The organism is Clostridioides sp. GD02404 (assembly GCF_045898275.1).
In the GTDB taxonomy this organism is placed as follows: domain Bacteria; phylum Bacillota; class Clostridia; order Peptostreptococcales; family Peptostreptococcaceae; genus Clostridioides; species Clostridioides difficile_A.
In genome coordinates this window covers 1-5,374 of the sequence record NZ_JBJOCA010000056.1, presented here as the reverse complement: position 1 = coordinate 5,374, position 5,374 = coordinate 1, and the positions used below count along the sequence as shown (strand labels likewise).

Genomic DNA, 5,374 nt, shown 5'->3' with positions numbered 1-5,374 from the left:
GGGATAATTATATTTACATATTTATGTTTCATATAGTAATATATTTTTTATAAGTCATATAAGTTTTAATAAAAAGTTTTTGAAAGTACAATAAATAAAATTTTGTTCCTTGTATTTTATTATCAAATTTACTACAAATTAAATTGTCTATTTTTATTTATAGAGTAGAATAAACTGTTTTTGTTAGGAATTTTGAAAATAGAATCAGACTAAAAAAATAAAGGAACTAATTTGTCTAACGTTTATTGGTGAAAAATAAATATATAGAAGTTATAATAAGTATATAAAAGTGTATGAGAGGTGTTATATGTTTGGTAAACAAAAAGAAAGTGTTAGATTTCTAGACTTTAATGATGTAGCAGAAAAATTTGGAGAGAAAAAGGCTGTTGCAATTTTTGATGCTATAGCTGGAAAAAAATCTAAAGAACATATTATCAAAGATATAGAAAAATTAGTAAAAAATGAAGTTTAGACATTTATAAGGTATATTGAGCTTGAGGGTAGCTCTTTATACCTTCTTTTTTATTATTTGAGAGTATTCTAATGTTTAATTTATTATAGAGATAATGTATTTAGATGCTTTTATATACATAGTGTAGAGCATTTAATAACAGTGTTTAGGTTTAGATGTGTGAATTTAGTTAATATTTTATTAATAATATAATTGAAAAATTATTAAGGTTTTTAATTTGAATTTTTACAACGAGATCTTAATAGTTATGTTTTTCAATTTAAATAAAAAACTTATTATTACAAGTATTAATTTATAACAATAAGTCTTTTATAGTTTAAAATTGTAATTAGTTTCAGAAAAATTGTTATTTACCATTGAATAATATATATTAAATGTTTTTTATAGATAAAAAACTAAATAGTTAGTTTATCTGACTCTCTAATGAATTTAGATTGGATTTTGGATCTTCATTATCTTTATTAAAGTATAATGACTTATTTAAACACTGTCTTGCCTCATCAAATCTTTTATTAGCCATAAGTATAACTCCTTTTAGATTGTATATGTCGCTCATCTTTTTTTTGTAATCAGAATCTATTTTATCTAAGTACTTTAAAGAGTTATTGATTGAATCAAAAGCATTATTTATCGCATCTGAAGAGCCAGGAAATCCATCAAAACGCATATAATTACATGCTTGTGCATAATATAGGTCTGAATTAGTAGGATTAAGAGAAATTGATTTTTTTAGTAGGGTTTCAACTTCTTTAATAGTTTCTAATTTGTAATCATCAAGTTTAAGTTGAGCGAGATACATACTATTGATAGCAAAGTCTTTTTTAAAACTTTCGTGTAATAATAGTTTGTATTTATTGTTTTCAATTACAAAATATCGATAAACTTTTAAAGAATCATTTCTTTTATAAAGTATATTTTTTATCTCAAAAGATTCTTCTAATTTAACTACATTTTTATACTTTTTTCCATCATAATTATATTTTTTTATAGTTTTTTCTTTACCTACTTTATAATTAATTACTCTCTTTGTATTAACTAAAATATCTTGAAATTCTTCAAAATTTTCTATACTAATTTTTTTCTTACTATCCTTACTTAATAAACTATATGCTGTTTCATAGTCACCAGAGTTCACTCTATCAATATATTGTTTTGCTACTTCACTAGCACTTTCTTTTGGGGAACATCCTACTACTGATATTACAATTGATAATGTTAAGAGTAAAGTTATGCCTTTAGTAATATTCATAATGCAATCACCTATAATTAAATTTTATTAATTATATTTTAGCATCAAACATTGAATAAGTCATTAGCTTTAAAGTACATAAAGTGAATAGTTTAGTAAAATTAAAAATCTAACTCTGATAGCCAACTCATCAGTTTATTTTCTCGGTATTTTGAATCATGATTATTAAATTTACCTAATTTAATTTCCCCAACAATCATACCATCAGACATAAATAGTACTCGTTCTGTTTTTATTGCTACTTTTACATCATGAGTTACAAGCATAATAGCTGTACCTAATTGATTAATATCTATAAGAATATCCATTATTTCATTTGTTAACTTGGAGTTAAGTGCACCTGTGGGCTCATCTCCAAATAAAATTTTCGGATTATTAATTAAAGCACGACATATAGAAGCTCTTTGAAGTTGACCTCCAGAGACTTGAGTAATATCTTTATCTTTTATTTCTAGAATGTTCATTTTTTCCATAAGTTTTGTTGCTTGTTCATTGATTATTTGACGATTTTTTTCTTTACTTAAGTAAGCAGAAATAATTATGTTATCAAATATATTTAAATTTTTAAGTAAATTACTTTGTTGAAATATAAATCCCATATTTTTTAATCGAAGTTTTGATAATGCTTCTTCTGACAGATTAGAAATCATTTCACCCGAAAATTTGACTGTACCAGAAGTTAATTTATCCATTCCACTTATGTTATGTAGTAGTGTTGATTTACCAGAGCCAGAAGAACCCATAATAGATATAAATTCACCATGTTGAATTGACAAATCTATTCCTTTCAAAACTTGTTGTACATTTCCTTTACCAATAGTATACTCTTTAATAATTTTTTTAGCTTCTACAATATTATTCATAACATACCCCTTATTCTATAATAGACATAATTTTTATTTTATTAATTGCTCTACTAATTACTATAATTGTAGTTAATACTGTGAGAATTAAAACTGATGGATAAAGCACATATACAATTAATGGATTTATTACAAACTGGAGATTTGAGATACCAGAAAGTAGTAATCCAGATATTTTTTGTCCAAGTGTATTTGCCATAATGACTCCTAAAACAGTTCCAATTATAAGTATCAATAAAGCTCTAGTAATGTATTGAATGCGTATATCTTTAGTAGAAAATCCTAAGCTAAACATAATTGCTGTTTGTGGCGTATCCTTAGCAATGAGCATTTTAAAGAACATCGCAGTAATTAGTGAAGAAATTGCAATAGATATAACAACAGCTAATTTTATAACAAGTCTTAATTGGCTGATAACAGAACCTAATGTTTGACTTGTATAATTATTCATATCAGTAATCTTAGCAGGGTAATAATTTATGCTGTACTGCTTTAATTTATCTGCTACATTGACACCAGGCTTTAAATTCAAATTTACAATATGCCATAGTATATTATCTTCACTAGATGGTAGCATAGCTTTTGCAGTCTTACCACCATAGGTAATGTCTTGATATATTCCACTAACAGTCAAAATCAACTCTTTATCTTTTAAGAAAATTGATAAATTATCTCCAATGCTTTTTTCTAGTTCATTTGCATTTATGACAGACAATGCAATTTCATTTTCTTTCATTGGTGCAGAACCTTTTACATATGTCAGTGGGAAAGTTCTAAAGTTTCCATTTTCTATTTTAATATTTTCTATTTTGCCATCTTTATTTTTTATTTTATATGAACTTGTTGTAAAGGATGCATACTTTTTAACATCATTGTCAACATTAATTTTTTCTAGTATAGAATTAAAAAGATGCTTAGTTTGTTTTGTTTGAGGCAAATCAATACGAATATCACTCTTGCCAGCACCCATATAAGTGATAAATTCAGATGATTTAATAGTATTTAAAAAATTAGTTGGTACAATCATAATAAAAATACAAATCATATATACAAAACAAAGCAATCCATAGACTGTAATTTTTTTTAACACTTCGTTTAATCCTAAAAGTATGTTAGTATTTGTTATTTTATTTTTGTGTATTTGAAAACTGAATCCATATTTTACAGAGTTAGTAGAACGGTTACCTCTTAATGCATTAACTACTGATATTTTTTTGAATTTTTTAAGTATAACTTTACAAAAGAATACAACACTTAAAAATACAAGAACTGAACCTATAAATGGAACGAGAATACTAAAAATGGTTTTGTCTATGGCTCCCATATAAATGTAAATATTTTTTGTAAAAAGAGGGCCTATAAATAATGAGAGTATGTAACCAAGAAAACTTGCAAAAGATGCAATTAACAAGTATTTTATTAAATATAAGTTTTGGATGTTACCATTTTTAATACCAATGGCCTTCATAACACCAATTTCTCGATAATCTTCTTCAATCGTTGTAATTAAAGTAAATCGTAAACATAAAATAGAAATTGTAATAAGAAGAATGCTAATTAAGATGATAATAGTAATTACAATCCCATCAGACAAAGAATTTAGTAATTTATAAATAGAATAAGTCACTGATGTACCTGTTTGAGGGAGCTTAGTTGATTGATATAACGTTTCAAACTCACTAATTTTATTTATATCATCTAATATAAATTCAATTAAATATTCGCTTTCTCCTATATTAGATTTTAACGTGTTCCAATCATTATCACTGATTAAAAAACGCTTTGAAGTAACAAGTGAAGGGTTCATTTGTGAGTCACGTATAAAATCTTTTATTGTAAATTCCATAAAGAAATTACCATTAATAATTTTTATAGTATCTCCAATTTTCAAATTGGATTGTTTCATATAATATACAGGGACACCTATTTCTCCATCTTTTATTTGCATTATTTGATTGTCCATATCTAATAAAAAATCAAATTTATCGTTTTGTTTTGTAAAACTATTTTCTAGTACACTATTAGCTTGATTTTCTACTTTATTTCCTAGAAAAATATTAGCTCCATTTACATTTAGAAGTTCGGAAGTTTGCTGTTTTTTTATATATGGAGTTTTAGCTGAGAACTTATCAATTTCTTTTTGTTGTAATTTCCCAGAATACATTTGGACATAATGTGGTGTATGAGATTTTTGAAACAAGGAAGTCATTGAATCAGTTAGCTCTACAATGATATTTATTGAACTAGATACTAGCATTGATGCAAGTAAAATAAAAATAAATAGAGTAATTGTTACTACTTTATTTCGTGTTAAATCCTTTAATAATATTCTTTTTAGCATAAATAATCCTCATTTCTTAAAAATTTTGTATTAAATATTTTAGAATTTTTTCATTAGCTATATAAACATAAATACCAAACTGACCGTCGGTCTATAATGATAATATTATAATATCATTAGTTTGTCAAGTCATTTAAAAAGTAAAATATATACATCTTATGATAAAGTGCGTAGAGAGGATTTAGCATAGATAGAGTAGTAAAAATTTTAAAAAGAGAATAATTAATACAAATTATTTTTAGGTTTTTATTAATCATTAATTTTTTATATTAATTAAGGATGTAAAAAATTATCGATTATTTTTATATATTAATATTTATTGAAAAAGATTTGTTAAAAGTAGTGATATCATATATAAATTACTATTTTTTAGATGAATTATGAAGAAGAATAATTAAATTAATAAATATAAAGATATTTTTTGATTATTATTAATTAAAAATTTAATT

4 protein-coding genes are annotated in these 5,374 nt (G+C 24.3%); 1 reads left to right on the top strand and 3 read right to left on the bottom strand.

Going from position 1 to position 5,374, the window contains the following annotated elements:
* Positions 1-307: 307 nt before the first annotated feature.
* Positions 308-472 (top strand): hypothetical protein, encoded by a 165-nt coding sequence (locus Q3287_RS19265; RefSeq protein ID WP_054270419.1) that lies wholly within the window; start codon positions 308-310, stop codon positions 470-472.
* A 403-nt stretch (positions 473-875) separates the two neighbouring features.
* On the opposite strand, the gene Q3287_RS19260 is transcribed toward Q3287_RS19265, so the two are convergent.
* The 3 genes from Q3287_RS19260 to Q3287_RS19250 all read right to left on the bottom strand — a co-directional run bounded on the left by Q3287_RS19260 (position 876) and on the right by Q3287_RS19250 (position 4,925).
* Entirely contained in the window at positions 876-1,721 is an 846-nt protein-coding gene (locus Q3287_RS19260) for a DUF3887 domain-containing protein (protein ID WP_223195912.1), read from the bottom strand.
* Between the two features lie 101 nt (positions 1,722-1,822).
* The gene (locus Q3287_RS19255; RefSeq protein WP_407964667.1) at positions 1,823-2,584 is read right to left on the bottom strand and encodes an ABC transporter ATP-binding protein; all 762 of its coding nucleotides are present in this window, start codon (positions 2,582-2,584) and stop codon (positions 1,823-1,825) included.
* A gap of 10 nt (positions 2,585-2,594) precedes the next feature.
* Positions 2,595-4,925: an FtsX-like permease family protein gene (locus Q3287_RS19250; RefSeq protein ID WP_407964666.1), complete on the bottom strand. Its 2,331-nt coding sequence runs from the start codon at positions 4,923-4,925 to the stop codon at positions 2,595-2,597.
* Positions 4,926-5,374 lie beyond the last annotated feature (449 nt).